This window comes from [Clostridium] citroniae WAL-17108 (assembly GCF_000233455.1).
Classification (GTDB): Bacteria; Bacillota; Clostridia; order Lachnospirales; family Lachnospiraceae; genus Enterocloster; species Enterocloster citroniae.
In genome coordinates this window covers 2,127,641-2,152,656 of record NZ_JH376420.1, presented here as the reverse complement: position 1 = coordinate 2,152,656, position 25,016 = coordinate 2,127,641, and the positions used below count along the sequence as shown (strand labels likewise).

Genomic DNA, 25,016 nt, shown 5'->3' with positions numbered 1-25,016 from the left:
AAGTTTATTTGCAAAGGTTTGCAAATTGGAAAAGTAAGAATGGAAGGGAGAAAAAGAATGAAGAAAAGAATGAAAAAGGCAGTATCACTGGCTCTGGCGGCAGCAATGGTATTATCTCTTGCAGCCTGCGGGAATGGAGGCGGCTCCAAGGAGGGAACAAGTCAGGCGGCAGCTGAAAGCGGTGCGGCGTCAGACGGAGAAGTAAACCTTAAGTTTTGCTGGTGGGGAGGCGATTCCAGGCATGAAGCCACTGAAAAGGCTGTGGAGGCATTCATGGTCAAGTATCCGAATATTAAGGTGGAATGCGAGTATGGCGCATGGACCGGATGGGAGGAGAAACAGTCTCTGGCAATCCAGGGAGGCAATGCTGCTGATGTGATGCAGATCAACTGGAACTGGATTACCTCTTACAGCGGCAACGGCACCAACTTTGCCAATCTGGAAGATTACAGTGAGGTCCTGGATCTGGCACAGTTTGACCAGGGCAGTCTGGAGCAGTGCAAGGCCGATGGCAAGCTGATGGCTGTGCCGGTAGCGATGACAGGGCGTTTGTTCTACTGGAATAAAACCACATTTGATGAGGTTGGATGTGATATTCCTGTGGATGAAGCTTCTCTTTTAGAGGCGGGAGCAAAGTTCAAGGCATTTAATGAGGGTTACTATCCTTTGGCCATGATGGAATATGACCGCGCTGTTTTTATGGTGTATTATCTGGAAAGCGTATATGGGAAGCCCTGGGTTGAGAATGGAGAGCTTCAGTATACGGCGGAAGAGATCCAGTCAGCTATGGATTTCATGACAAAGCTGGAGGAAGCTCATGTTATCCCGACCATTGCCACGCTTCAGGGTGATATGGCTGATTCTCTGGATAAGAATGCAAAGGTTATTAACGGCCAGTATGCGGGTGTGTTTGAGTGGGATTCGGCAGTTACCAAAGTTCAGAAGGCAATTGTGGAGAGCACTGATAAGCCCGGACAGGAACTGGTGATCGGTGATTTTATTAAGTTTGGCGATTACAATGGCGGTTTCACCAAGATTTCCATGGCTCTGGCAGTATCCGCCAATTCAGCCCATCCGAAGGAAGCGGCTATGCTGATAAATTATCTGTTAAATGATGAAGAAGGCATCGAAATTTGCGGTACTGAGCGAGGAATCCCCTGTTCAGCCCAGGGGATGGCAGTACTCAAAGATAAGGGGATCGGTGACGCCCTTGTTATGGAAGCCAATGAAAAGGTTTTGGGATATTCCAAATTCCCCCTGGATCCCATGTTTGAACACAATGACTTAAAAGCCAATCCGGACGGAGTATATTATAAAGTGTTCGGCAAGTTAAGCGCAGGCGACATCAGTTCGGCCAAAGCCGCAGAGGATCTGATGAAAGGCATTGATGACTGTTACAATTACTAACAGTATGGGGTTTGCAGCAGGCATGCTGCCTGTGTAAAAGCAAAAAGGCTTTTTGAACAAGAACATTTGGAGGTAACCGTATGAAAAACAAGAAAGGATTCCTGGCAATGAACATCGGCCTGATTTATATTCTCCCGTGGCTGGTCGGATTTCTTTTGTTCAAGGTATATCCGTTTGCATCTTCGCTGTATTACAGCTTCACTAACTACGACTTGTTTAACGGCATAACAAAGACAGGGCTCATGAATTACGAAAAAATATTTACTGATGAAGATATTATCAAAGCATTTGCGGTTACCTTTAAGTATGCCATATTTGATGTACCCCTGAAGCTGGCCTTTGCACTGTTTATTGCCTATATTCTGAACTTTAAGCTGAAAGGCGTTAATTTTTTTAGGACAGCTTACTATATCCCCTCCATTCTGGGCGGTTCCATTGCCATCGCTATCCTGTGGAGGGCCGTGTTCAATACAGACGGTTTGATCAACACGGTAATCACATTTTTCGGCGGTCCTAAGATCAACTGGATGGCCGGAGCAAACAGCGCTCTATTTGTGATCGTGCTTTTGCGTGTGTGGCAGTTTGGCTCTGCCATGGTAATATTTCTGGCAGCATTAAAAGGTGTGTCGGAGGACCTCTATGAGGCTGCTTCCATTGACGGGGCCGGAAAATGGACTCAGTTTTTTAAGATCACTGTGCCGCTGATCACGCCGGTTATCTTTTATAACCTGATCACACAGCTCTGCCAGGCGTTCCAGGAATTTAACGCTCCGTTCCTGGTGACAAAGGGAGGACCGAACGGAGCCACGACCCTGATTTCAATGCTGATTTACAATAATGCATTCCTGCGTCATAAGATGGGCATGGCAAGTGCCCAGGCATGGATCCTGTTCCTGATTGTCATGACTTTGACCGCGGCTGCATTCATAAGCCAGAAAAAGTGGGTCTATTATTCAGATGAGGAAGGAAGGTAGGGCCTGATGACAAGAGAGACAAAACATAAAATCAGTACAATAATCCGTTATACTCTTTTAATCCTGGTTGGTTTCATTATGGTATATCCGTTGATCTGGATGGTGGGCGCTACCTTTAAGACTAATTCCGAGATATTCACCAGCGCATGGTTTATTCCCAAGAATCCTGTGTTTGACGGTTATAACAATGCGTTTAAAAGCTACGGCGGCAAGATAAGCCTGATCACTTCCCTGATCAATACATATAAGATCGTAATCCCCAAGGTGATCTTTACAGTGTTTTCCGCTGTGATTGCAGCATACGGATTTGGAAGGTTTGACTTCAAAGGAAAGAAGATATTTTTTGCCCTGCTGATGTCTACCCTGTTCCTGCCCCAGGTAGTGTTGAACGCACCCCAGTACATCATGTTTAATAAATGGAACTGGGTTAACACCTACCTTCCCCTGGTCCTGCCCTCGCTGTTTGCAGTTGACACATATTTTGTGTTCATGCTGATCCAGTTCCTGAGAGGAGTGCCAAAGGAACTGGAGGAGGCCGCGAAGATTGACGGGTGCAATACATTAAAAACCTTGTGGTATGTGATCGTACCTATGCTGAAGCCGTCCCTTGTGTCCTGCGCATTGTTCCAGTTCATGTGGACGAACAACGATTTCCAGGGACCGTTGATCTATATTTCCGATATGCAGAAGTATACCAATTCCGTATACCTTCGCATGTCCATGGACAGCGATGTGGGATTCCAGTGGAATCGTATCCTGGCCATGTCCCTCATTTCCATACTTCCGTCCCTGATCGTATTTTTCTGTGCCCAGGATTCCTTTATTGACGGTATTGCCGCAGGGGGAGTTAAAGGCTGAGAAAAATCGGAAAATTATAACTGCTCAGAACGTCCGATGTGAAAACGGTGCCAAAACGGACTTATAATTTCTGTAATAGTGGGGAACTCCGGTCAGGGGTCCCCGCTATTACTGTATATGAACCGTATATACTTTACGCCTGGATTGTGCTAAAATATTTTGAAAGGAGTCTGGATCTATGGAACTAAAGGTGATTTACAAAAATGCGCGCTGTGCCGTGCTGGAGATAGGGGATGGAGGAGCATACGAGACCCTGGAACCCTATGATATTTTCCTTAATGGGGAATTTTTTTTGGAAACAGAAAGGACCATAACAAGCCTGTATGATCTAGAACCGGAGACATTTTATAAGGTGGAAATCCGGCGCGCGGCGTTTGGGGACAGAGCGGATGCACAGGAAGATACTGCGTTTTGCGCTGAGGCAGGATTCACAACGGACCGGGAATTTGTGACGCTGAATGTGCGGGATTTCGGTGCCAAAGGAGATGGGATACAGGATGACACGCTGTTTATTCAGTCTGCCGTCATGGCCTGCCCAAAGGACAGCCGGGTACTGGTACCGGCAGGTACTTACCGTATTGTATCACTGTTTCTAAAAGATAATGTGAAGATTGAGTTGGAAAAAGGGGCGGTTTTGTCTGCTGATACAGACAGATCCAGGTTCCCGGTATTGAAAGGGATGATCAAAAGCTTTGATGGTAAAGATGAATACAATCTGGGAACATGGGAGGGGGATCCTCTGCCCATGTTTTCAGCAGTGGTCACGGGCATTAATATAGAAAATGCCGTCATCTATGGCAGGGGAGTGATTGAAGGAAATGCAGGATTCGGTGAAGAAAACTGGTGGCACGATCCCAAAAGGATGAAAACAGCTTTTCGGCCGCGGATGGTTTTTCTGGAACGGTGTAAGCATGTGGTTATACAGGGACTCACTCTGCGCAACAGCCCCAGCTGGAATATACACCCTTATTTTTCAGAGCATTTAAAATTCCTGGATCTTAGGGTATTGAGCCCTAAGGACTCGCCTAACACAGATGGTTTGGACCCGGAGTCCTGCAGGGATGTGGAGATCACAGGGATCTGTTTTTCAGTGGGAGATGACTGTATTGCTGTCAAATCCGGTAAGATTTATATGGGAACCACTTACAAAAGACCTTCGGAGGACATTGTTGTATCAAGATGCTGCATGAGGGACGGACACGGTTCAGTTACCATAGGAAGTGAGATGGCGGGGGGAGTTAAGAACCTGACGGTCAGGGACTGTGTATTCCGGCATACGGACCGGGGGCTGCGCATTAAAACCCGCAGGGGCAGAGGGAAAAATGCTGTGGTGGATGGTATCCTGTTTGAGCGTATCCACATGGATCAAGTGAAGACGCCGTTTGTGATCAACAGCTTTTATTACTGTGATCCGGACGGAAACAGTGAGTATGTAAGGACAAAGGAGAGGCTTCCTGTGGATGACAGGACCCCATGGATCAAGCATCTTACATTTCGGGATATAGAGGCGGTGAACTGCCATGTGGCGGCCGCCTATCTGTACGGTCTTCCTGAGCGGAAGATAGGAAAGGTGGAGATGGAACGCGTCTCCATAAGCTTTACACCGGAGGCGCAGAAGGGACAGCCGGCCATGATGGAGGGCTGCAGTGAGCAGACCTGCCGCCAGGGGATCTATGCAAATAATATAGAAGAGCTGGTTCTTCGGAATGTGAAGATAGAGGGGCAGCTGGGGCCGGAGATTGAGACGGAACATATAGGACATATAGATAAAAGATAATGGGATAACGGAGGGTTATCAAAACGGGGGTTAATATGGCAGTGACGATCAAGGATATCGCCAAAAGGGCAGGAGTATCCTATTCAACGGTATCAAGGGCGCTAAACGGCATAGGGACAGAGAATACGGAGAATAAGAAGAACATCCTTCGTATTGCCAGGGAGATGGGGTATGTGCCGAACCAGGCAGCCATTAATCTGAAAAAATCCAGATCCTATGTCATAGGGTTGTATTTTTCCGCGATCAGTAAGATGACGTCCCCATTTGTATTGCATGATGTGCTGACAGGAGTTTATCAGATTACAGGGAGCAAATATAATGTAGTGGTTAAGGGTATTGATATGCATGATACAGGCACCCTAAACCCCACATTTTATGATGGGATCATTGTTCTGTCCCAGCGCAGTGAGGATATGGATTTTATGCAGGAAGTTCTGGGTAAAGGTATTCCCATGGTTGTGATCTGCCGTACCGTTGATGTGGATGCTCCCAATGTGACAACAGACGAGGAACGGGCCATGGAACTTGCCATGGATTACCTGATTGAGAACGGGCACAGGAATATTGGGATCATTGAAGGCAATCCGGAACTGGATTCCAGCAGACTGCGCCGGCAGGGCTGGCGCGCTTCTGTGAAACGCCATGGAATGAATCCTGACAGCCTTCCGGTTATCTGTGGAAATTACCGTTATGCCAGTGGATATGCTGCGGCAAGTCAGCTGCTGGCCTATAAACCTACGGCCATGCTTTGTTTTAATGACGAGATGGCCTTCGGGGCCAGAACCGCCATAACACAGGCCGGGCTTGAGGTGCCTGGCGATGTGTCCCTCATTGGGTTTGATAATTGGGATATGTCAGGGTACTCGGATATGCGCCTGACTACGGTGGAGCGTAATATGGGACAGATTGCCAGAGAAGGGGCCAGAGTGCTTCTGCGCCAGCTGGATGATGGGATCATAGATAACCGCAGGATCTATCTGAATAATAAACTGATTATCAGGGATACTGTCAGGAACCTGAATGATACGGTAAGGAATGAGAGGTGGGAGAATGAAACTGAACATAGGCATGAGATGCCATGATCTATGCCCTAAAATGGAGATGGAAAGGGTGTTTGAAGAAGTTAGGGACAATCACATACATCAGATCCAGCTGGCTTTTTCAAAGTCGGTGAGCAATTACGATTTTACCACAGGACATTATAGCCCTGGGTTTGCCCGCTATATTGCCTCGGAACTGGAAAGGAACCATCTGCATGTGGCTGTACTGGGGTGCTACATTAATCCTGTGAATCCCATTGAGGCCCGGCGGAAAGCGGAAGTGGCGCGCTTTATCGAGCATTTGAAATATGCCCGTATTCTGGGCGCCGATATGGTTGGGACGGAGACCGGGCGCCTGGACCCGGATTTTAATGTCACTGGTGAAACTTATACAGAGGATGCATACCGGCTTCTTTTAAAAAGTATGAAGGAGATTGTTTCTGCAGCTGAAAAGCTGGGAGTTATAGTGGGAGTGGAGGGCGTGTTTAACCACACCCTTTACAGCCCGGCCAGGATGAAGCGCTTTCTGGAAGATATAGATTCTCCCAATGTGGAGGTGATCCTGGACGCAGTGAACCTGATCCATCCGGATCAGGTGAGGCCCGAACAGCAAAAGCAGGTCATTGACAGGGCGTTCTCATATTATGGTGACAGGATCAGTGTTCTTCATGTAAAAGATTTTGTATTTGATGGGGAAGATCAGCTGTTCCGCCATGTGGGAGAAGGCCTGTTCTGTTATCCGCCGTTAATGGAACGGGTGAAAGAGATGAAGCCGCATATTACCATGCTGCTGGAGAATTCCAGCAGGGAACGGTTTTGGAAAGACGTGGAATTTCTTCAAAGAATATATGGCAACATCTGATTCGGGAGAACAAAGCCGGTTACAAAAGCAGGAGTTTACATATGCCAAATATAATCGAGATAACGGATTTTGCCGCCCCGGAGCTTGACATTTATGCCCGGCTTACAGAAGGGCAGCTTTTAAACCGGCACGAGCCGGACAAGGGGATCTTTATTGCGGAAAGCCCCAAGGTCATAGAACGCGCCCTGGACGCGGGCTGCGTTCCCATTTCCATGCTGATGGAGATGAAACACGTGGAGAGCCAGGCCCAAAAGATCATCAGGCGTTGCGGTGAGATTCCTGTGTACGCGGCGGAGTTTGATGTATTGACACAGCTTACCGGCTTTCATCTGACCCGGGGAATGCTGTGCGCAATGCATCGCCCGCCTCTGCCAAAGCTTGAGGAGGTCTGCGCCGGGGCACGCCGGATCGCGGTGCTGGAAAATGTTATGAACCCCACCAATGTGGGGGCTATATTCCGTTCGGCCGCGGCACTGAATATGGATGGGATCCTGCTCACATCCGCATGCAGCAACCCTTTGTACCGCCGCGCTATCAGGGTGAGTATGGGGACCGTGTTCCAGATCCCATGGACGTTTCTGGACAGCGGGTATTCCTGGCCGGGGCAGGGGGTCCGCCGGTTACATGAACTGGGATTTAAAACTGCCGCAATGGCATTAAAGGATGATTCCGTCACCATTGATGATACGAAGTTGATGCGGGAGGAAAAGCTGGCCATTATTCTGGGGACAGAAGGGGACGGACTGTCGGCGGGTACCATTGCCGACTGCGATTACACGGTCCGTATCCCCATGTCCCATGGTGTGGATTCCTTAAATGTGGCGGCGGCAAGCGCGGTTGCATTTTGGCAGCTGGGACGTAGGTGACGGGCGGGGATGGAGGGAGTCTATAGGATAAGAATTTTTTTATTAGAGCGCGCCAGAACTTATGGTTTTAGTACGCTCTGTTTTTTGTCAGGATAATAAGATACGTGTACCGTGTTTTGGTTTTCAATGCATCACAGGGCAGGAAAATGGACATCATAGGCTTAAACATGTGAATAGCTGAAAGAGAGGTACACTGTGGATTATAACAAAAGGGAATATTCCCTGTTAAACCAGAATGGATTGACCAATAGTGCGTCCCATTACTCATTTACAGATATGAATGGGGAACAGGAAGGAATATTTTATTCAATCAACCAAATGAATGGAATGGACAGTCAAGGGATCTTTCATTGGCGGCATCTGAATATTTCCCCCATATACTCCTGACAACCAGGGCTGGGAGATGAATGATGGCGAACGCATTTTAGGGGCCGGGAAACCGGCCCCTTTTTCCAGGAGAGAATATTTGAGAAAATACTTGGGCAGATATTTGATGATATTTGATAAAAATGAGGATAAAAATGCTTAATGGGGTAAAAATGTGGTACGGCTTGCGTTTTCTCTAAAAATATGCTAAACTATCCCCTGCAATAAGGTCGCAGATTCCCGGCGCCTATCAGCATTTCAGGGACGATCTGCAATCACAGACCGGTGTGTTCGAGACCTTCCACACCTAAAACAAAACTAAAGGAGACAACAGAATATGAGAGAAAACAACACCAAGCTGTACATGCTGGTCCAGGGGGCCATGATTGCAGCCATCTATGTGGTGCTCACTATGGTGTTCGCGCCCATCAGCTTTGGCCCGGTCCAGTTCAGGATCGCGGAGGCATTGTGCATACTGCCGTTCTTTACGCCGGCTGCCGTGCCGGGACTGTTTGTGGGGTGCCTGCTTTCCAACCTGCTCTGCGGCGCCATGCCGCTGGACGTGGTATTCGGAAGCCTGGCCACACTCATTGGAGCAGCAGGATCATGGTATGTGAGGAGGCACAGGTGGTTTGTGTGTATTCCGCCTATTTTGGCCAATACCATTATCATTCCATGGGTTCTCAGGTATGCCTATGGTTCAGAGGACCTGATCCTTGTGGCCATGGGAACGGTTGGGATCGGCGAGATCCTTGCAATCGGAGTCCTTGGCAATGCCCTGCTCATCACCCTGGTCAGGTATAAAGACCTGGTTTTTAGACATAGGACAGCATAAATGCTGCCTGCGCACCATATATTTTAATAAAGTCCATAATGGAGAATTGCCGTGGAACCGGTAATTCTCCATTTTTCTTATAGCATTTCAGCTTTTTTTTGATATAATAAGGAAGAGATATTTTTGTGCAGACAGCGCTTAAGACAGCCGGGAAGGCACAGGGAAGGACAATTTATTATGTATCAGATAGATTTTAGCAAACCAGAACATGTTCATTTTATAGGAATCGGAGGCATCAGCATGAGCGGCCTGGCCGAGATCCTTCTGGAAGAAGGGTTTACGGTCACTGGCTCTGATTCCCATGAGACAGAGCTTACAGACCGCCTTACGGATAGAGGGGCAAGGGTGTATTACGGCCAGAGGGCTGCCAATATTGAGAAGGAGCCGGGGATTGATGTGGTGGTGTATACGGCGGCCATCCATGAGGATAATCCTGAGTTCATGGCGGTAAAGGAAAAGGGGATTCCCATGCTTTCCAGGGCTGAACTCCTGGGGGAGATGATGCGCAACTATAAGCAGGCGGTGGCTGTGTCCGGAACCCATGGAAAGACCACCACCACATCCATGATCACGGATATACTGCTGGCAGGCGACATGGATCCCACCATTTCCGTGGGTGGTATCCTTCAGGATATCGGAGGCAATATCCGGGTGGGCGGGCCGGAGCTTTTTGTGACAGAGGCGTGTGAGTATACCAACAGTTTCCTGTCCTTTTTCCCAACCATGGAGGTCATACTGAATATTGAGGAAGACCACCTGGACTTCTTTAAGGATATCCAGGACATACGCCATTCCTTCCGGCTCTTTGCTGAGAAGCTGCCGGCTGCCGGACTTCTGGTGGTGAACAGCGGTATTGAGGCGGTGGATGAGATAACAAAGGACTTAAAGTGCCGGGTGGTGACTTTTGGAAAGGACGCTGCCAGCACCTATACGGCACAGAATATATCCTATGACGAATACGCAAGGCCATCCTATGACCTGGTGGTGCAGGGAGAGATCGTTAATCGCATTACACTGGGAGTGACCGGTGAACACAATGTATATAATTCCCTTGCAGCCATTGCCGTTGCCATGGAACTGGGAGTGGGATTTGATGCGGTTATGTCCGGCCTTAAAAAGTTTACGGGCACGGACAGAAGGTTTGAGAAAAAAGGTGAGGTGGGCGGAGTCACCATCATTGATGACTATGCACATCATCCTCAGGAGATCAGGGCCACGCTGTCGGCTGCGAAGAATTATCCCCACAAAAGGCTGTGGTGTGTGTTCCAGCCCCACACCTATACCAGGACAAAGGCATTTTTAGACCAGTTTGCAGATACCCTTTCCTCAGCGGATGTGGTGATCCTGGCGGATATCTATGCTGCCAGGGAGACGGATACCCTGGGAGTGAGCTCCAGGGATATCGCGGACCGGATCAAAAAGCTGGGCACAGAGGTCCATTATATCCCGTCTTTTGATGAGATAGAAACATTTATTTTGGAAAATTGTATGAACGGTGATTTGTTGATAACTATGGGAGCCGGAGACATTGTAAAAGTAGGGGAAAAGCTGTTAGGGCAGTAGTTATCCACATTATCCACATAGTTTTCAACATTTTATGTAAAGAAGCTATGTGGATTCTTTGATTAACATAAAAAAATGTCAATCAATTCCGAATTTCCAGGATTTATACGGAAAAAAGGGGATTTGGACATGCCTGAGAACAATTATGTCCACTATCTATCCACATTATCCACAATGTCCACAAGTCGGATTGTGTAAAAGTGCGCCTATTTTCTTTTGTAAGTGGATGTGTTATTATATGAATATGCCGCCTGATTGGCATTGTCACTGTATTTGACAGGCTTTTTTCCATGGAGCCCGGTATCGGCGGGCAGGGGGAATGAGCCGGACAGCAGTAAGGAGTGGTGAACATGGGTGGGAATTTGAAGGACAGATGGAGCGTGCCGTCCACGGCGGTGGCTCATAAGTTTATTGATGAATATATGGCGGCTGCCAACGGGGAATATGTGAAGGTATATCTCTATGTGCTGCGCCATCAGGATGAAGAGATTACCATAGAACAGATAGCTGACGCCCTTAACCATACGGAATCGGATGTGCGGAGGGCGCTTTCATACTGGGAAAAGCAGGGCGTGATCACGGCTGCCATGGAAGGGCGGCAGGGGGATTGCCCGGAGTGCCGGGAAGTGCCCCGCTCCAGCGGACAGACTGCCGGTGACCGCGGTTTAAAGGATGGATCTTTAAGGGAAGCTCCTTTAAGGAACCAGGGGGCAAGGGAATATGCTGTAAGGGAACAGGGGATCTATGATCCTGTGGGCCGTGAGCAACATGGCCGGGGACAGGGCTGCACTGAACAGAATCCCCCGGGACAAAACAGCATGGCACAGAGCAGCATAGTACAGAGCAGTATGGCACAGAGCAGCATGGCACAGAGCAGCGCGGCACAGAGCGGTATGAAACAGAACTCCGTGGGACAGAATGACGCGGGACAAAACTCCACTGGACAGAATCCCATGGGGCAGAATCCCACAGGGCAGAACCTTATGGGACGGAATGCCATGGCGCAGAACCCTGCGGGACAGGCCTCAGGCGAACCTACAATTGAGGTCCGGGAAGCCGGGGACACGCCTGTGTATTCAGCGGAACAGGTAAACCGCCTTTCCCAGGACGAGGAATTTTCCCAGCTTCTCTACATTGCCCAGAAGTATATGAATAAGGTCTTTACACCAAGGGACTGCCAAGTGTTCGCTTACCTGTATGAGGATCTGGGGATGGGAAGCGAATTGCTGGAGTACCTGGTGGAATACTGTGTACAGAATGGCCATACCTCAGTGCGTTACATTGAGGCAGTGGCCAGGAACTGGCATGAAAAGGGGATCCGCACGGCCCAGGAGGCCAAGGATTATTCATCCGCCTATAATAAGGATTCCTTTGCCGTGATGAAGGCATTTGGAATCAACAGCAGAAAGCCGGCCGCGCCGGAGCAGAAACTAATGGATAAATGGTTCAGGGATTACGGCTTTACCAGGGAGGTCGTGCTGGAGGCCTGTGACAGGACCATCACGGCGATCCACAACCCCAGCTTCCAGTATGCGGATAAGATCCTCACGGACTGGAAGAAGTCCGGAGTCCGCGTTCTGGGGGATATCAGGGAACTGGACCACAAACGCATGGCGGACAAGGAGCAGAATGCCCAGGCCAGGGACAAGCGCCTCCAGAAATATGACACAGGCGTAAGCACCCAGGGCAGCCGTCCCAGAAAAGGAGCTCCCAACCAGTTCCATAATTTTGAACAGAGGGACACGGACTACGATGCCCTGATGTTAAAGCAGGTAAAGGAATGGGTAGGCCAGCAGCAATAGTAAGGAGAACAGACAATGGCACTTAGCAATTCCCAGTATGACGCAATCATGAGGGCATATGGAAGACAGCAGATCGAGAACCACCACCAGCTGGAGGAACGCCGCCGGGAGATTTACAGGAAGCTGCCTGTGATCAGGGAACTGGAGGCGGAGATCGCCGGCCGCTCCGTGGCCTGCGCCAGGAAGCTGCTGGAGGGGGAGACGGGCGTTCTTGACAAGCTGAGGGAGGATCTTCAGGATCTGCGGGAACAGAAAGCCCTGATCATTAAGGCGGCAGGTTATCCGGACAACTATCTGGAGCTACAGTACCGCTGCCCTGACTGCCGGGACACGGGCCTGGTGGACGGAAAGAAATGCCACTGTTTCCTCAAGGCCCAGATGAAGCTGCTCCATGACCAGTCCAATCTGGAGGATGTTCTGGAGCGGGAGAATTTTTCAGCCCTGTCCTTTGCATACTATGATGACAAGGAGATACTTCCTCAGATCGGCATGACCAATGCCGTCTACATGAGACGGGTGGTGAAGGAATGCCGGGATTTTGTAAAGGAGTTTGACAAGCAGCACGAGAACCTTCTGTTTACAGGAAGCACCGGGGTGGGGAAGACATTTCTCACCAACTGTATTGCCAGGGAACTGATGGACACGTACCATTCCGTTGTCTACCTTACCGCCAGTGACCTGTTTGAGGTTTTTTCCAGGAATAAGTTTGACTATGAAAATGCAGAGGATATGAGGGATATGTACCGCTTTATCCTGGACTGTGACCTGCTGATCATCGATGACCTGGGTACGGAGCTGAACAACAGCTTTACCTCGTCCCAGCTGTTCTACTGCATCAATGAGCGGATGAACATGAAGCGCTCCACGATTATTTCCACCAATCTGTCTCCGGCCCGTTTAAGGGATTCCTACACGGACAGGGTGACATCCAGGATCATGAGCGGGTACAGGATGATCCCGCTGTACGGTGGGGATATCAGACTGTTAAAAAAATAACCGCAAAACATGGCAATCCCTAAGGGATATGCCCTTGACGAACCATGGAGAATGATGGTATAAAAGTATATGCCGGTCCGGCAAAGAGGCCGCCGGCTAAAACAGGAGGATTAAAACCATGTTATATGAGGAAAAGATCATTGAGACTATCCCGGTAGGACCGCTGGGTCTGATTCCGCTGAAAAGCTGTACGGAACTGGGGGACAAGGTAAATGCTTATCTGGTAGACTGGAGACGGGAGCGGGAGAGCGAGCACAAATCTACGATTGCATTTTCAGGATATCAAAGGGATTCCTATATTATAAATGCGATTACGCCCAGGTTTGGCTCTGGCGAAGGCAAGGGGCTTGTACTTGAGTCCATCCGTGGGGATGACCTGTATATCATGGTTGACATATGTAATTACAGTCTCACTTATTCCCTTTTTGGAATGACCAACCATATGTCTCCCGATGACCATTTTCAGGATTTAAAGCGTGTGATCGCGGCCGCTGCGGGCAAGGCCCACAGGATCAATGTGATCATGCCTTTCTTATATGAGAGCAGACAGCACAAGCGCTCCGGCAGGGAGTCCCTGGACTGTGCCCTGGCCCTTAAGGAACTGGTAAACATGGGAGTGGAGAACATCATTACCTTTGACGCCCATGACCCACGTGTCCAGAACGCCATTCCTCTCAGGGGATTTGAGACGGTTCAGCCGATTTATCAGTTCTTAAAATACCTTCTGAAAAATGAGACCGATCTTCAAATCGACAGCGACCACATGATGGTCATCAGCCCGGATGAGGGCGGTACGGGCCGTGCCGTGTACTTTGCCAACATGCTGGGACTGGATATGGGTATGTTCTATAAGCGCCGTGACTACACAAGGATCGTCAATGGCCGTAATCCAATCGTGGCCCATGAGTTCCTGGGAGCCAGCGTGGAGAACAAGGATGTGCTGATCATTGACGATATGATCTCATCAGGGGAAAGCGTGCTGGATGTCGCAAAGGAACTGAAGCGCAGAAAAGCCAGAAAGGTATTTGTATGCGCCACCTTTGGTCTATTTACCGGCGGGCTTACCAAGTTTGACGAGTACTATGAAAAGGGTATCATAGACAGGATCCTGACCACCAACCTGGTTTACCAGACTCCTGACCTGCTTGAAAGACCGTATTACATTGACGTTGATATGAGCAAGTACATTGCCCTTATCATTGACAACCTGAATCATGATGCTTCATTAAGCGATCTGCTCACACCTACCAAGAGGATCAACAAGCTGCTGGCACAGTACCGCAGTTAGGTCTTTAGCGTAGGTACGGTGGGCGACACAGCACAGTATGTGTCTGAACCCTGCTGTTCGCAAATGATCCAAAGGCCGTTTTCCGGTAATGAGGGCTGTAAGGTCCCGGGAAGCGGTCTTTCTTTTTCGGGAGCGTACATTGTGTTCGATCGAAGTTTCCCCGGCACCTATCTTTGCGGCTGATTTCCCGCCGGCCGCACACAGATTGATTTAACGTACACACCGTGTACGCCTCACAAATTTATGTACAACCGACAAAAACCCATCTCTCAAATCTGAGTGCCAGGAGATTTTTGGCGAACACCATTATCAAGGGGAGGATATCTTTTATGGAAGACAGGCAGTTTCGCAACCGGATCTACTGGATCACATTTCTGTTCAGTATCCTTGTCATATGGGTGCATTCGTTTAATGCAGAGTTATACCTGGGAGCCACAGAGGCCGCTGCCCGTGCGGGCCGTCTGGAACGTATTCTGGGCGAAGACCTGGGACAGATCGCAGTGCCCGGCTTTTTCATGGTGTCTTCCTATCTGTTCTACCGCAATTTTCAGTGGTCCCTTCTGGCCGCCAAATGGAGATCCCGCATTCAAAGCATCCTAATTCCCTATCTGCTTTGGAATTTTTTGTATTATGCAGGGTATGTGGCAGTCACCCATATACCGGCAATACACGGCCTCATAGGAAAACCTCCCATTCCCTTTAACCTGCCCAACCTTCTGGATGCCCTTATAAACTACGCTTATAATCCCGTATTCTGGTACTTGTACCAGCTCCTTATCCTCATTGCCCTGGCCCCTGTTATCTATCCTGTTTTTAGACGGACTCTGACCGGGGGAGCGGCCCTGCTCCTGATCGCCTTTGCCCTGTGGAAAGGCTGGGATTTTCCGCACCTGAACATGGATGCCCTGTTCTATTTCTGCATTGCCGCCTATATAAGCCTTCACCGCACTGCATGGGGGGCAGGGGCTGAAGCACGCCCGGCACACGCCGGAAAGCTGTTTGCCCTCCTGGGTTCTGCCCTGCTTTTGCTCATTTTTTTGTCCCTTCCGGGAAGCCTTCTGCATGGCAGGGCTCTTGCGATCGTCCTGTACCGGGTATGGGGCGTTGCCGCTGTCTGGTCCGTCCTGGCGGTTCTCCCCCTTCCCCTGGCCGGGGAGTGGATGAAGCATAATTTTTTCCTCTATGCCATCCACTTTGCCTGGGTCCGCCTTTTTAACAAGGCAGGAGCCCTGATCCTGCCTTCTCACCCGGCCTCCGCGCTGGCTGCCTACTTTTTCATGCCCCTTATGATGGTAGCCATCAATACCCTGCTGGTAAAAGTCCTGACCCGCTTTTCACCCGGACTATACCGCATTCTTTCCGGCAACCGCTAAGGCGAGAGCCAAAAGGGACAGGCGGATGCAGACAGGCAGAGGAACCCTGCTGCCTTCCTGCCGCCAAACCTTCCTGTTGCCAAACCTTCCTTTCTATGCTATCCTAAAACTACTTCCGCAGGCATCTACCTGCGACAGCTTTGGTCTGCGCCGCGGCGCGGTCTGTTGGGTGCATGCACAGGCACCTGTGAAGGGGCGGTTCGCCCGGTACTCACAAGGAAAGAACAGCGTGGAAAGGGGGAATCCCGGGAAAATAGTGGTTGACATTTTCATTGAATTATACTATGATTGTAACTGTTAGAGAACATTTGTTCGCATTGGAGGATATGATGGCCAGAGAAGAGAAAAGTAATATAATCAACAGAGATATGAATAAAGAAGAGAAGTTAAAGGCCCTTGATGCGGCCCTGACACAGATAGAGAAAGCATATGGCAAGGGATCCGTGATGAAGCTGGGGGATTCCAGGGCTAATATGAATATCGAGACAGTTCCCACCGGCTCCATCAGCCTGGACATTGCCCTGGGCTTGGGCGGTGTTCCCAAGGGAAGGATCATAGAGGTTTACGGACCGGAGTCCTCCGGTAAGACCACGGTTGCGCTGCACATGGTGGCGGAGGTTCAGAAGAGGGGAGGGATTGCCGGCTTTATCGATGCGGAGCATGCCCTGGATCCCGTGTACGCAAGGAATATCGGCGTGGATATTGATAACCTGTACATATCCCAGCCTGATAACGGAGAGCAGGCCCTGGAGATCACTGAGACCATGGTGCGTTCCGGCGCCGTTGATATTGTGATCGTGGACTCCGTGGCTGCCCTGGTTCCCAAGGCGGAGATCGATGGAGAGATGGGTGATTCCCATGTTGGCCTCCAGGCAAGACTGATGTCCCAGGCCCTCCGTAAGCTGACTGCTGTTATCAGCAAGTCCAACTGTATTGTTATTTTCATCAACCAGCTCCGTGAGAAGGTAGGGGTTATGTTTGGCAACCCGGAGACCACCACTGGCGGACGTGCCCTGAAGTTTTACTCATCCGTGCGTCTGGATGTGCGCAGGATCGAAACCTTAAAGCAGGGCGGGGAAGTGACCGGCAACCGTGTCCGGGTAAAGGTGGTTAAGAATAAGATCGCGCCTCCGTTTAAGGAAGCTGAATTTGATATCATGTTTGGCAAGGGCATTTCCAAGGAAGGAGATATCCTGGACCTGGCAGTTAAGGAGAATATCATAGAGAAGAGCGGTGCCTGGTTTGCCTACGGCGGTGCCAAGATTGGACAGGGCCGTGAGAACTCCAAGCAGTACCTGGCGGATAACCCGGCCATGATGGCTGAGGTGGAGGCAAAGGTAAGGGCCAGATATGAGCTGCCGGGAGCCGAAGAAGCTATGGAGGCGGCTGAGAATGCAGCTGCCAAGACCTTGAAGACCAAGGCACCGGAGGGAGCTAAGACCGAAGATGCTCCCGGGCTGGTATGATGGTCACATCCATCACCCCTGTAGATAAGAAAAAGAGCAAAGTCTTCCTTGAGGAAGGCTTTGCCTTTGTTTTATACAGAGGTGAGGTGGAACGGTTTGGCATAGAAGAGGGAAAGGAACTGGAGGAAGCGGTTTACCGCAGGATCCTGGATGAGGTATTATTAGGGCGGGCTAAGGAGCGCGCCCTATATCTGCTTAAATCCTCAGGCAAGACAGAATCCTGGATGAAAAAAAAGCTTTCCGATTGCGGATACCCCGAAGATGCGGTGGATTATGCCATGAATTTCCTGAAGGAGTATGGTTTTATTAATGACAGGGACTATGCAGACAGCTATATCCGATCCTATGGTGAGAAGAAGAGCCGCAGGCAGCTGGTCTATGATCTGCAGCAAAAAGGAGTGTGCCAGGAGTATATTGAGGAGGCTTTTTCACAATCCAAAGTGGATGATGAGGAAAGCGCCAGACAGCTTTTGTGCAAGCGTTTGAGGGGGAAAAGAGAGATTTCATATGAGGAAAAGGGCCGATTATCTGCCTATTTAGGCAGAAAAGGGTATTCTTATGAGATAATCAACCGAGTTATACGGGAATTAACGGACCATATGGACCAGAATTGGCAGGACTGAAAATTTGTCTATATTGACTGTATTAACGGGAAAATAGAGGGAAGATACTTGACATAATTCTGAAAAAAGTATAAAATTAATACGTTGTAGTTAGTACAATGAAAATTAAATAAGGAGGTGCTCCTGTGTCAGAGATAATGGTCCCTATGATGATTATCGCTATGATAATTGTGGCTATTATTACTTGGTTTGCAGCACGTAACTATGAGCGTAAGCAGTACGACAGCAAAGTAGGAAGTGCAGAAGAGAAATCAAGGGAAATAATAGATGAAGCATTAAAAACCGCAGAGACAAAGAAGCGAGAAGCTCTCCTGGAAGCCAAGGAAGAATCTTTAAAGACGAAAAATGAATTAGAGAAGGAAACCAAGGAAAGAAGAGCGGAACTTCAACGTTATGAAAAACGTGTATTAAGCAAAGAAGAAAACGTTGAGAAAAAGGCAGATGCCCTGGAAAAGAAGGAGGCTGACCTGGTCAGAAGGGAAAATGTTCTCAGTAAGCGCACAGCTGAAGTGGAAGCCCAGTATGAGCAGGGGATACAGGAACTGGAACGGATATCCGGTCTAACCTCCGAACAAGCAAAAGAATATCTTTTAAAATCTGTTGAAGAAGATGTAAAACATGACACTGCTAAATTAATTAAGGAACTTGAAAACAAGGCAAGAGAAGAAGCTGACAAGAAGGCCAGGGATCTGGTGGTGACAGCCATACAGCGCTGTGCCGCGGATCATGTGGCCGAGACAACAGTTTCTGTTGTACAGCTTCCCAATGACGAGATGAAAGGACGCATCATCGGACGTGAGGGCCGCAATATCCGTACTTTGGAGACCCTGACTGGTGTGGAATTGATTATCGACGATACCCCGGAGGCAGTTGTGTTATCCGGATTTGATCCAATACGTAGAGAAGTTGCAAGAATTGCATTGGAGCGTTTGATTGTGGACGGACGTATTCATCCGGCCAGAATTGAGGAAATGGTAGAGAAGGCACAGAAAGAAGTGGAGAACAACATGAGGGAAGAAGGCGAAGCCGCCTGTCTTGAGGTTGGTATCCATGGAATTCACCCCGAACTGGTTAAGTTACTTGGTAAGATGAAGTTCAGGACAAGCTATGGACAGAATGCCCTTAAGCATTCCATTGAAGTGTCCCAGCTGTCAGGACTTCTGGCATCGGAACTTGGAGTGGATGTACGTTTAGCAAAACGTGCCGGTTTATTACATGACATCGGTAAATCCGTTGACCATGATATGGAAGGTACACATGTACAGCTGGGAGCAGATCTTTGTAAGAAGTACAAAGAGTCCGCAACCGTGCTGAACGCAGTGGAATCCCATCATGGCGATGTTGAACCCACCAACCTCATCTCCTGCATTGTTCAGGCAGCTGATACCATATCTGCTGCTAGACCTGGTGCAAGACGTGAGACATTGGAGACATATACAAACAGATTAAAACAATTAGAAGATATCACCAACTCCTTTAAGGGAGTGGACAAGTCTTTTGCTATTCAGGCAGGCCGTGAGGTTCGTATCATGGTTGTTCCGGAGCAGATCAGCGATGACGATATGATATTGCTGGCAAGAGATGTTTCGAAGCGAATTGAGGACGAGCTTGAGTATCCGGGACAGATTAAAGTCAATGTAATACGTGAGAGCCGGGTTACCGACTACGCGAAGTAGTGAATTAGAAAACAAAGATAATGCCCTAAAACCGTAAGAATATAAGATTCTGAGGTTTTAGGGCATTTTTTATATGGGTATTATACCGCCGCGCTTTAGGAGACCGGTTCCCCTCCCTGGGGATTTCCGATCACAAGGGTTCCGTTTGCGATCTCCTCCAGCCGTTTCCTGTCCACGATCACATAACAGTTTCTGGCTTTTTCCAGGACGCCCATGGCGCAGAAGCATTTTAACATCCGCAGCAAGTGGCGGTAGCTGGTGTTAAGGATATCCGCGCAGTTGGTCAGCTGAAATGTAAAGATCTGGTTGACGGAATAGGTAAGGACAAAACGGGAGAGCCGTACCTCCAGCGGTTCCGACAAGGTCTGGGACAGTTCGTTCTCAGAGTTCAGCTTGCAGGTAAGGATCTGGCATATATTCTGCAGGAACAAAAGATCGTTTAACAGAATCTGGCGGTGTTTGGTCAGGTTGATGCCGATACAGGTGCACCGGGTCAGGGCTTTGACGCTGCGGCAGGGCGCCATCTGCCACAGGGAGGCGGCTTCGCCGATAATGGTAAACTGACGGCAGTAGCTGATGCAGGTACTCTTGTCATTGGTGGAGCAGGAGGAGATGATGACCTCTCCGCTTACAAGGAAACACAGGTAGTCGGCGGGATATCCGGCCTGCACAAGATAATCATTTTTATCAAACAGGAGCAGTTCTGAGATGGTGAAAATATCAGCGGACATATAGTTTTCAAGATGGTTGTCCCGGATATAAGAATGCAGTTTTTCTTCATCATACTCCCGTCTCATGTCAGTCCTCCCTCTGCCGCCTGATGGCCTTTCCTCTCCCATTATAGTCAAGGTTTCGGTCTGCCGCAAGAGCGGGAGGCGGTTTTTTGGAAAATTGGCGTAAAATGTAAGTAAACATTATACAAAATGTGACATAGGTCATTTTGCAATGGGAAATCAGTCTGGTATACTTTTTATGATTCATATGCCCTCAGTGCACAACCGTGTGTTCCCCTGTGCGCTGGGAGTGGTAACAGACAAAGAAAACAGCGGTATCATCGAAAGGAGAAACAGGGACATGAAAAAGAAAGTTGTGGTCTGTACATTAGCATTGGGGTTAAGCCTGCTGGCGCTGGCCGGATGCGGCGGTAAAAAAGAGGCATCTGCCGGGGCAAAGGAGTTAAATGTTCAGTTTGTACCCACCAATAATGACGGTTCCATGGAGGCAAAGGCAAAACCCTTTGCAGAATACCTGTCTGAAAAGCTGGGATGTAAAGTAAATGTAACACTGGCCACTGATTATTCCACCATTGTGGAAGCCATGGCTTCAGGAAAGGTGGATATCGGGATCATGCCTCCGGCCGCCTATGTGCAGGCCAGGGATCAGAAAGCGGCGCAGGCGATCCTGACCTCACAGCTGGGAGCTTACAGCCATGAGACAGGCCTTCCTGAGGAGGGAAAGCTCAGTGGAACCTTTAAGGGAGAGGTGCTGGTAAAGGCAGACAGTGACCTTCAGACACTGGAGGATCTAAAGGGCAAAAGAATCGCCACATTAAGCCCCAATTCGGCCAGCGGTTATATTTATCCGGTTGCGGAGATGAAGGATCTGGGAATTGACCCAACCAAGGACTGCACCCTCACCACGGTCAATGATATCCCAAGTGAGATGACCGCTGTCTTAAGCGGGCAGCAGGATGCGTGCTTTGTCTTTGAGGGCGCCAGGAACGTGTTTGCGTCCAAGTTTTCAGATCATGACCTGCTGAAGGACTTAAGGGTCCTCTACCTCACGGAAGGGGACATTCCCAATGACGCCATTGCGGTCCAGACAGATATGGAGCCGGAATTAAAGGAAAAGGTCAAGGAAGTGTTCCTGAACATGAAAGATGATGAAGCAGGCCAGGAGGCCATGTCCTTATGGAACCACAAGGGATATGAGGAAGCAAATGACTCTGTGTATGATACGGTAAAGGACTATACGGCAAAAGCAGCTGAGTAAGGTTGGATGGAAAGGGACGCGTTATGATTATATTTGAACATGTTTCCAAAATATACAGCAACGGCGTAAAGGGGCTGGACCAGGTGGACCTGTCCATTGGAGATGGCGAGCTGGTGGCGGTGATCGGCCTCAGCGGCGCTGGGAAAAGTACATTCCTGCGTTCCATCAACCGTCTGCATGATATTACGGAAGGGGATATACGTATCAACGATGTCTCGGTAACCAGGGCAGGGAAAAAACAGCTAAGGGTCATCCGGCGTCATATCGGCATGATTTCCCAGACATTTAATCTGGTAAAGAGGAGCACGGTGCAAAAGAATGTCCTTTCAGGGCGGCTGGGATATTATCCAACCTGGAAGAGCATTCTGGGAATATTTTCCAAAGAAGATTACAGGCTGGCCAGTGAGGCACTGGAAAAGGTGGGGCTTTTAGACAAGCTCCACTCCAGGAGTGATGAGCTTTCCGGCGGGCAGCAGCAGCGTGTATCCATTGCCAGGACCCTGGTGCAGCAGGCGGATATCATCCTTGCGGATGAGCCGGTGGCATCCCTGGATCCGGTGACCACAAGAAAGATCCTGGAAGACCTGAGACAGATCAACCGGAATATGAAAAAGACAGTGATCATCAACATCCATTCCGTGGAGCTGGCAAAGGAGTTTGCAGGCAGGATCCTGGGGTTCCAGGCGGGCAGGGTTATTTTTGACGGGACCCCGGCAGAACTCACTTCAGAAGAATTGAAACGGATTTACGGAAAGGATATTGGAAGTGAAAAGGAAGGGGCTGCCGATGAAGCTTAAAGATACCATCCATTTCAACTGGTATAAGCATCTGTTCATTGTGCTTGTGATCGGCCTGTGTGTTGCGGCAAGCGCTGGGGTCACAGAGGCGGATATCCTGGATGTGTTCGGAAACCTGGAGCAGATGTCCGGCTTCCTGTCCCGCTTTCTGAAACCTGACTTTTCCTATATTCCCAAGCTGATCGGTCCCATGATCTCCACCCTCCAGATGTCGGTGGTGGGAACTGCCCTGGGGGTGGTGTTTGCAGTGCCGGTGGCATTTTTAGGCACCACCGTGGTGACGGGAAACCGTGTGGTTACATCAGCGATCCGGTTTTTCTTGGACATTATACGCACCATACCCAATTTGCTGTTGGCAGCCCTGATGGTTGCTATTGTGGGGATCGGGGAGTTTACAGGCGTTATGACCATTGCCGTGTTTACCTTTGGTCTGGTTTCCCAGCTTGTGTATGAGGCCATAGAAGCCATAGATGAGGGGCCTATTGAGGCTGCCGTGTCAGTGGGGGCCAACAAGGTGCAGGTTGCGTTCTGGTCCGTGGCACCCCAGATCATGAGCCAGGTGGCCGGGTATACCTTCTATGCCCTGGAGGTAAATGTGCGTGCCTCCGCGGTATTGGGTTATGTGGGCGCGGGAGGAATTGGGATCATCCTTAATTCATCCCTGGCCCTGCTCCAGTACGACAGGGTGTCCATCATCATTCTCCTGATCCTTGTGGTGGTGGCGGCCGTGGACGGCCTCAGCGAGGCGATCAGAAGGAGGCTGGCATGATGACGGATAAGAGAACAAGGAAACAATGGGTGATCGCAGCCGTGGTGCTGGCGGTTCTGGTCTACTCCGCTGCAGGGATTGATTATTCAGGCCTGGCGTATTTTTCACCATCCATGGCAGGGGATGTGTTCCGGGGACTGGCAAAGCCGGCCTGGGGATATATCTATGACGGAAGCGGGGAGGATCTGATCAGCCTTCTGCTTCTCACACTGGGGATCGCATGTTTGGGAACAGCCATTGCAACGATCCTGGCCCTTCCCATTACGCTTTTAAGCTCATCCAACCTGTGGCGTTCCTATCCCTGGGTGGCCAAGGCAGGGAAATTTGTCTGTAATGTGCTGCGGGCATTCCCGGAGCTGGTTTATGCCATTATTTTTGTTAAGATGGTAGGACCAGGGCCCTTTGCAGGCGTGCTGGCCATTGGCGTCCATCAGATCGGTATGCTGGGCAAATTGTATACCGAGGAAATGGAGGCCATGGAGGAGAGCCCGGTGGAGGCCATGACGGCCGTTGGCGCCGGGTTCTGGCAGACCATGTTTTTTGCAAGGATCCCACAGCTTATGCCCATATACAGCTCCCTTTCACTGAACCATTTTGAGATCGCGGTGAGAAGCGCCACCACCTTGGGACTGGTAGGAGCGGGCGGTATTGGAGCGCCTCTGGTATTTGCCATCCAGGCCAGAAACTGGGATAAGGTGAGCGTGATCCTGATCGGTGTGATCGTGGCGGTATTTGCCATTGACAGCCTGGCAGGTTACATTCGCAAAAAGCTGAAATAGGGGCTGAGACAGAAAAAGGAAAGGATATAGGAAATGTATATTTTACATCTGTCAGACATTCATTACAGGAGAGAATTTGGAAAAGGGTTCAGGAACGCCAATGGAGATGGATATCAGAACATGCTGTCCGCCATGCAGAACCCCACGGTTTTCCTGGATGAATGCCTGGACCGGGTGGCAGGGGACCGGGAGACGGTAGATCTGGTGGTTGTCACCGGCGATTTGACGGAAGATGGGAACGCAGAGGATTACAGAAGCCTGAAACACCATATCAGGGAGCGGATCGGGGATGTTCCCCTGGTGGTGACATTGGGTAACCATGATAACAAACAAAGCTTCAGGGAAGGGTGGTTAAAGGAGGGGACGGACGGAGAAAGAACTGCAGGTTCCTGTGACAGCCGGCCCTATCACCAGGTGGAGTGGGTGGATGGGACTGCTGTGATCTCCTTTGACACCTCGGCTCAGGGGGTTCCGGACGGAAGGTTGGACGAGGAACGGCTCAACTGGCTCAGGACTGCCTTAAAGGAAGTGGGAAACCACCCGGCCATCCTGGTAACCCACCACCATCTGCTGTGCGAACAGGGGCAGATCCCGCCCCTGCCGGAAAGCGGCAGACTGTTGGAACTGATCGGGGACAGCGGGATCTTCCTGATCCTATGCGGCCATACCCATCACCACTACGCGGGCCTGGCCGCGGGACGTCCCTGCCACATTGCGGACAGCCTGTCCTTTTGCGGGGATAACGTGGGAGGCGGGAAGGTGCGGTTCCAGGAAAAGTACGGTTATAATAGTTACAGGATAGAAGAGGGTATGGTCAGGATGAGCAGAAGCGAGACCTTTGCAAATGGCCGTATACTGGGCACTCTGACGTTTTAAGGAAACTTCAGGGTGCAGTTTTTTTAGGAGG

At 49.7% G+C, this 25,016-nt stretch carries 22 protein-coding genes; 21 read left to right on the top strand and 1 reads right to left on the bottom strand.

The features are described from left to right. The first annotated feature begins 57 nt into the window (after positions 1-57). From HMPREF9469_RS09850 to rny, 16 genes are all read left to right on the top strand, one after another. Positions 58-1,407: an ABC transporter substrate-binding protein gene (locus HMPREF9469_RS09850; protein WP_007861434.1), complete on the top strand. Its 1,350-nt coding sequence runs from the start codon at positions 58-60 to the stop codon at positions 1,405-1,407. Between the two features lie 80 nt (positions 1,408-1,487). Next, entirely contained in the window at positions 1,488-2,381 is an 894-nt protein-coding gene (locus tag HMPREF9469_RS09845) for a carbohydrate ABC transporter permease (RefSeq protein WP_007861433.1), read from the top strand. Positions 2,382-2,387: 6 nt separating this feature from the next. Then, positions 2,388-3,239, top strand: coding sequence for a carbohydrate ABC transporter permease (locus tag HMPREF9469_RS09840; protein WP_007861431.1), 852 nt, complete (start codon positions 2,388-2,390; stop codon positions 3,237-3,239). 178 nt (positions 3,240-3,417) lie between these two features. Then, positions 3,418-5,016, top strand: a complete 1,599-nt coding sequence (locus HMPREF9469_RS09835) for a glycoside hydrolase family 28 protein (protein WP_007861429.1) — start codon at positions 3,418-3,420, stop codon at positions 5,014-5,016. A gap of 35 nt (positions 5,017-5,051) precedes the next feature. Next, positions 5,052-6,098 carry a LacI family DNA-binding transcriptional regulator gene (locus HMPREF9469_RS09830; protein ID WP_007861427.1) on the top strand — a complete coding sequence of 349 codons (1,047 nt, stop codon included), beginning with the start codon at positions 5,052-5,054 and terminating at the stop codon, positions 6,096-6,098. Further along, positions 6,067-6,918 (top strand): sugar phosphate isomerase/epimerase family protein, encoded by an 852-nt coding sequence (locus HMPREF9469_RS09825; protein WP_007861425.1) that lies wholly within the window; start codon positions 6,067-6,069, stop codon positions 6,916-6,918. The genes HMPREF9469_RS09830 and HMPREF9469_RS09825 overlap by 32 nt, the downstream gene beginning before the upstream one ends. A gap of 41 nt (positions 6,919-6,959) precedes the next feature. Continuing rightward, positions 6,960-7,784 carry a TrmH family RNA methyltransferase gene (locus HMPREF9469_RS09820; RefSeq protein WP_007861424.1) on the top strand — a complete coding sequence of 275 codons (825 nt, stop codon included), beginning with the start codon at positions 6,960-6,962 and terminating at the stop codon, positions 7,782-7,784. A 703-nt stretch (positions 7,785-8,487) separates the two neighbouring features. Next, the gene (locus HMPREF9469_RS09810; RefSeq protein ID WP_007861423.1) at positions 8,488-8,985 is read left to right on the top strand and encodes a QueT transporter family protein; all 498 of its coding nucleotides are present in this window, start codon (positions 8,488-8,490) and stop codon (positions 8,983-8,985) included. Positions 8,986-9,162: 177 nt separating this feature from the next. Then, complete coding sequence (gene murC, locus HMPREF9469_RS09805; protein WP_040415866.1) at positions 9,163-10,548, top strand: UDP-N-acetylmuramate--L-alanine ligase; 1,386 nt, start codon at positions 9,163-9,165, stop codon at positions 10,546-10,548. A 350-nt stretch (positions 10,549-10,898) separates the two neighbouring features. After that, a complete protein-coding gene (locus HMPREF9469_RS09800; RefSeq protein WP_007861421.1) occupies positions 10,899-12,350 on the top strand; it encodes a DnaD domain protein in 1,452 nt (483 codons plus the stop codon). A 15-nt stretch (positions 12,351-12,365) separates the two neighbouring features. Next, the gene (locus tag HMPREF9469_RS09795) at positions 12,366-13,346 is read left to right on the top strand and encodes an ATP-binding protein (protein ID WP_007861420.1); all 981 of its coding nucleotides are present in this window, start codon (positions 12,366-12,368) and stop codon (positions 13,344-13,346) included. Between the two features lie 118 nt (positions 13,347-13,464). Next, the gene (locus HMPREF9469_RS09790) at positions 13,465-14,634 is read left to right on the top strand and encodes a ribose-phosphate pyrophosphokinase (RefSeq protein WP_007861419.1); all 1,170 of its coding nucleotides are present in this window, start codon (positions 13,465-13,467) and stop codon (positions 14,632-14,634) included. Positions 14,635-14,963: 329 nt separating this feature from the next. Then, positions 14,964-16,007 (top strand): acyltransferase family protein, encoded by a 1,044-nt coding sequence (locus HMPREF9469_RS09785; RefSeq protein ID WP_007861416.1) that lies wholly within the window; start codon positions 14,964-14,966, stop codon positions 16,005-16,007. A gap of 329 nt (positions 16,008-16,336) precedes the next feature. Next, positions 16,337-17,473, top strand: coding sequence for a recombinase RecA (gene recA / locus HMPREF9469_RS09775; RefSeq protein ID WP_007861415.1), 1,137 nt, complete (start codon positions 16,337-16,339; stop codon positions 17,471-17,473). Next, a complete protein-coding gene (locus HMPREF9469_RS09770) occupies positions 17,470-18,096 on the top strand; it encodes a regulatory protein RecX (RefSeq protein WP_007861414.1) in 627 nt (208 codons plus the stop codon). Before recA ends, HMPREF9469_RS09770 begins: the two co-directional genes overlap by 4 nt. 125 nt (positions 18,097-18,221) lie before the next feature. Continuing rightward, entirely contained in the window at positions 18,222-19,772 is a 1,551-nt protein-coding gene (rny, locus tag HMPREF9469_RS09765) for a ribonuclease Y (protein WP_007861413.1), read from the top strand. A gap of 95 nt (positions 19,773-19,867) precedes the next feature. Here the strand turns inward: rny and HMPREF9469_RS09760 are convergent, their stop codons facing one another. After that, entirely contained in the window at positions 19,868-20,569 is a 702-nt protein-coding gene (locus HMPREF9469_RS09760) for a cyclic nucleotide-binding domain-containing protein (protein ID WP_007861412.1), read from the bottom strand. Positions 20,570-20,846: 277 nt separating this feature from the next. Between HMPREF9469_RS09760 and HMPREF9469_RS09750 the strand changes: the two genes are divergently transcribed. Genes HMPREF9469_RS09750 through HMPREF9469_RS09730 form a run of 5 tightly spaced genes read left to right on the top strand, consistent with a single transcriptional unit; the run spans position 20,847 to position 24,985 of the window. Further along, on the top strand, positions 20,847-21,764 hold the full coding sequence (locus tag HMPREF9469_RS09750; protein ID WP_040415860.1) for a phosphate/phosphite/phosphonate ABC transporter substrate-binding protein: 918 nt from the start codon (positions 20,847-20,849) through the stop codon (positions 21,762-21,764). A 23-nt stretch (positions 21,765-21,787) separates the two neighbouring features. Further along, positions 21,788-22,561: a phosphonate ABC transporter ATP-binding protein gene (gene phnC / locus HMPREF9469_RS09745; protein WP_007861409.1), complete on the top strand. Its 774-nt coding sequence runs from the start codon at positions 21,788-21,790 to the stop codon at positions 22,559-22,561. After that, positions 22,551-23,330, top strand: a complete 780-nt coding sequence (phnE, locus tag HMPREF9469_RS09740; protein WP_007861407.1) for a phosphonate ABC transporter, permease protein PhnE — start codon at positions 22,551-22,553, stop codon at positions 23,328-23,330. The genes phnC and phnE (HMPREF9469_RS09740) overlap by 11 nt, the downstream gene beginning before the upstream one ends. Then, a complete protein-coding gene (gene phnE, locus HMPREF9469_RS09735; protein WP_007861405.1) occupies positions 23,327-24,109 on the top strand; it encodes a phosphonate ABC transporter, permease protein PhnE in 783 nt (260 codons plus the stop codon). The genes phnE (HMPREF9469_RS09740) and phnE (HMPREF9469_RS09735) overlap by 4 nt, the downstream gene beginning before the upstream one ends. Positions 24,110-24,142: 33 nt before the next feature. Further along, a complete protein-coding gene (locus tag HMPREF9469_RS09730) occupies positions 24,143-24,985 on the top strand; it encodes a metallophosphoesterase family protein (RefSeq protein ID WP_007861403.1) in 843 nt (280 codons plus the stop codon). Positions 24,986-25,016: the final 31 nt, after the last annotated feature.

What these genes read in the sequence shown, in the direction of transcription:
- HMPREF9469_RS09850 (WP_007861434.1), top strand. Translation starts at nt 58, where the DNA reads ATGAAGAAAAGAATGAAAAAGGCAGTATCACTGGCTCTGGCGGCAGCA.
- HMPREF9469_RS09845 (WP_007861433.1), top strand. Translation starts at nt 1,488, where the DNA reads ATGAAAAACAAGAAAGGATTCCTGGCAATGAACATCGGCCTGATTTAT.
- HMPREF9469_RS09840 (WP_007861431.1), top strand. Translation starts at nt 2,388, where the DNA reads ATGACAAGAGAGACAAAACATAAAATCAGTACAATAATCCGTTATACT.
- HMPREF9469_RS09835 (WP_007861429.1), top strand. Translation starts at nt 3,418, where the DNA reads ATGGAACTAAAGGTGATTTACAAAAATGCGCGCTGTGCCGTGCTGGAG.
- HMPREF9469_RS09830 (WP_007861427.1), top strand. Translation starts at nt 5,052, where the DNA reads ATGGCAGTGACGATCAAGGATATCGCCAAAAGGGCAGGAGTATCCTAT.
- HMPREF9469_RS09825 (WP_007861425.1), top strand. Translation starts at nt 6,067, where the DNA reads ATGAAACTGAACATAGGCATGAGATGCCATGATCTATGCCCTAAAATG.
- HMPREF9469_RS09820 (WP_007861424.1), top strand. Translation starts at nt 6,960, where the DNA reads ATGCCAAATATAATCGAGATAACGGATTTTGCCGCCCCGGAGCTTGAC.
- HMPREF9469_RS09810 (WP_007861423.1), top strand. Translation starts at nt 8,488, where the DNA reads ATGAGAGAAAACAACACCAAGCTGTACATGCTGGTCCAGGGGGCCATG.
- murC (WP_040415866.1), top strand. Translation starts at nt 9,163, where the DNA reads ATGTATCAGATAGATTTTAGCAAACCAGAACATGTTCATTTTATAGGA.
- HMPREF9469_RS09800 (WP_007861421.1), top strand. Translation starts at nt 10,899, where the DNA reads ATGGGTGGGAATTTGAAGGACAGATGGAGCGTGCCGTCCACGGCGGTG.
- HMPREF9469_RS09795 (WP_007861420.1), top strand. Translation starts at nt 12,366, where the DNA reads ATGGCACTTAGCAATTCCCAGTATGACGCAATCATGAGGGCATATGGA.
- HMPREF9469_RS09790 (WP_007861419.1), top strand. Translation starts at nt 13,465, where the DNA reads ATGTTATATGAGGAAAAGATCATTGAGACTATCCCGGTAGGACCGCTG.
- HMPREF9469_RS09785 (WP_007861416.1), top strand. Translation starts at nt 14,964, where the DNA reads ATGGAAGACAGGCAGTTTCGCAACCGGATCTACTGGATCACATTTCTG.
- recA (WP_007861415.1), top strand. Translation starts at nt 16,337, where the DNA reads ATGGCCAGAGAAGAGAAAAGTAATATAATCAACAGAGATATGAATAAA.
- HMPREF9469_RS09770 (WP_007861414.1), top strand. Translation starts at nt 17,470, where the DNA reads ATGATGGTCACATCCATCACCCCTGTAGATAAGAAAAAGAGCAAAGTC.
- HMPREF9469_RS09760 (WP_007861412.1), bottom strand. Translation starts at nt 20,569, where the DNA reads ATGAGACGGGAGTATGATGAAGAAAAACTGCATTCTTATATCCGGGAC.
- HMPREF9469_RS09750 (WP_040415860.1), top strand. Translation starts at nt 20,847, where the DNA reads ATGAAAAAGAAAGTTGTGGTCTGTACATTAGCATTGGGGTTAAGCCTG.
- phnC (WP_007861409.1), top strand. Translation starts at nt 21,788, where the DNA reads ATGATTATATTTGAACATGTTTCCAAAATATACAGCAACGGCGTAAAG.
- phnE (WP_007861407.1), top strand. Translation starts at nt 22,551, where the DNA reads ATGAAGCTTAAAGATACCATCCATTTCAACTGGTATAAGCATCTGTTC.
- phnE (WP_007861405.1), top strand. Translation starts at nt 23,327, where the DNA reads ATGATGACGGATAAGAGAACAAGGAAACAATGGGTGATCGCAGCCGTG.
- HMPREF9469_RS09730 (WP_007861403.1), top strand. Translation starts at nt 24,143, where the DNA reads ATGTATATTTTACATCTGTCAGACATTCATTACAGGAGAGAATTTGGA.